The organism is Mesorhizobium sp. M4A.F.Ca.ET.090.04.2.1 (assembly GCF_003999085.1).
Lineage (GTDB): Bacteria > Pseudomonadota > Alphaproteobacteria > Rhizobiales > Rhizobiaceae > Mesorhizobium.
In genome coordinates, this window is the sequence record NZ_RZOT01000775.1 from 1 (window position 1) to 1,866 (window position 1,866).

At 67.4% G+C, this 1,866-nt stretch carries 1 protein-coding gene; it reads right to left on the reverse strand.

The features are described from left to right. Positions 1–149: 149 nt before the first annotated feature. Positions 150–1,742 carry an amidohydrolase gene (locus tag EN781_RS31650; protein WP_126055474.1) on the reverse strand — a complete coding sequence of 531 codons (1,593 nt, stop codon included), beginning with the start codon at positions 1,740–1,742 and terminating at the stop codon, positions 150–152. Positions 1,743–1,866 lie beyond the last annotated feature (124 nt).

Genomic DNA, 1,866 nt, shown 5'->3' on the forward strand with positions numbered 1-1,866 from the left:
TCGGTCAGCACATCGGTCTCGTTGGCGAAGCCCCAGGCGGTCAGCGGCTTGGTGCCGCCGGCGGGGTTGCGGCGCTGCAGAGAGAACGGCTCGGCGACGACGCGGTCATGGACGGTCATGGTTGTTCTCCTCGTGGGGTCGTTGATCGGTCATGCAGTGGAGGCGGCCGGGATCCACCAGTCGCGCCCGCGCGCCGTGGCGACATATTCCGGCCAGCGGAAATTGATCGGCGGCTCGTAGTCGCAAAGCGGCGCGATCCAATTCGCGCCGCCGACGCCGCCGCCGGTGCGGGCGACGAACTCGTCCATCGCCGCATCGCGCGCGGCCTTGTCCTCGAGCAGGCGCAGCGCCGTCAGCGCGATCGTCTTCGAAGCGCAGGTCACCATCGGGTCGATCGTCGCGGCAATGCCGCCCAGCGCGTTCATCACCCAGCCTGGCCAGGCATGGCCGTTTGCCGAGCGCAGCGCCGGGCGCGCGACATAGAAACGCGCCGTCGGCGCATGCCAGCTCATGTCGGTGTAGTCGTCCGAGGTCGAGTTCACCTGCGAGGGCGGCAAGTCGCGGCGCAGGATCGCCTCGGCCTCCTGCGGCATGATCAGCCGCTCCAGCTCGTCGATGAACGGGTGTTCTGCCGCCGTACCGCCGGCATTGACCTGGATTTCGCGGGCGATTTTCTTCGCCTTCTCGTCCCAGCGCGGCGGCCCAACGGTCGAGAGCGCTTCATAGGCGAGCCCAGCCATGGCGTGATTGGCGAGGCCGGGCCGCGACTTCGACACCCAATGGCGCTCGTAGCGGCAGCCGCTGATCGCCGCGGCCGCGGCCGCATTGCGGTCGAGCACGTCGGTGACCTGCTCGGCCATGGCAATGGTCGGCACACGGATCATATACTGGATCTCGGCCAGCCCTGCCGGCAGATTGTCGGCGGTCGCCTGGCCTGCGGTCAGGATCGCCTCGCTGATCGACCAGCCGCCCTGGTGCGGCAGCATGGAATCGCGCAGCGTCTTGGAGGCCATGTACATCGTCATCAGCGCGTCGTTGGCGCCCGGCGCCCTGACCGCCGAATGCGCCTGCGGGATCGGCGCGCCATCGCTTGCGCGAACCCACTTTTCGGGTTCGTCGCAGACAAAGCGGTAGATCATCGCGTAGGCGGCGCCGCAATGCGTGTCCCAGCGCGCCGTGTTGCAGAGCGGCAGCATGTAGAAAGGATGGAAGGAGATCATGCCGGCGAGGCCGTCATAATAGCCCCTGGCGGCGTGGATCGGCTTCGAGCCCCTTACCTTCTCCGCCGGCTCGCCGGTGAAGCGCAGCGTGCCCTGTACGCCGTGGCGCTGCATGGCCGCCTTGGTGGCGAGCAGGCCGCCGAGGCTGGCGATGCCCAGCCCCGAATGCGGATCGGTATGGCCACCGGCCTCGAAGCCGAGGCCGGGGCGCGGCCGCTTCACCGTGGCGGCATCCTGGCAGTTGCCGGGCACGGCGTCATATTCGGCATACATGCCGACGGTCGGGCCGACGCCATTGGTCCAGTGGGCGCAAAACGCGGTTGGCATGCCGCCCGAGCCTTCCTCGACGGAAAAGCCCTCGCGCTTCAACCGTTCGACATACCAGGCGGCCGACCGGTACTCGCGCCAGGCGGTCTCGCCGAAGTCGAAGATGGTCCGCGTCCATGCCGACAGCGACGGCTGGATGTCGTCGAGGCAGGCAAGTGCCGTCGCTTGCGCCGATGTCGTGGCCGGTTGCTCCATGGCCAGAAGAAAGCAGTGAAGCGGCCTTTCAAAAAGTGATATGTTTTCCCGGCTCGTGCAAATTCGGTTCACCTGAGGTCCCTTGCGCATACCATCCACACAAGCCCTGCGTGCCCTCGACAGC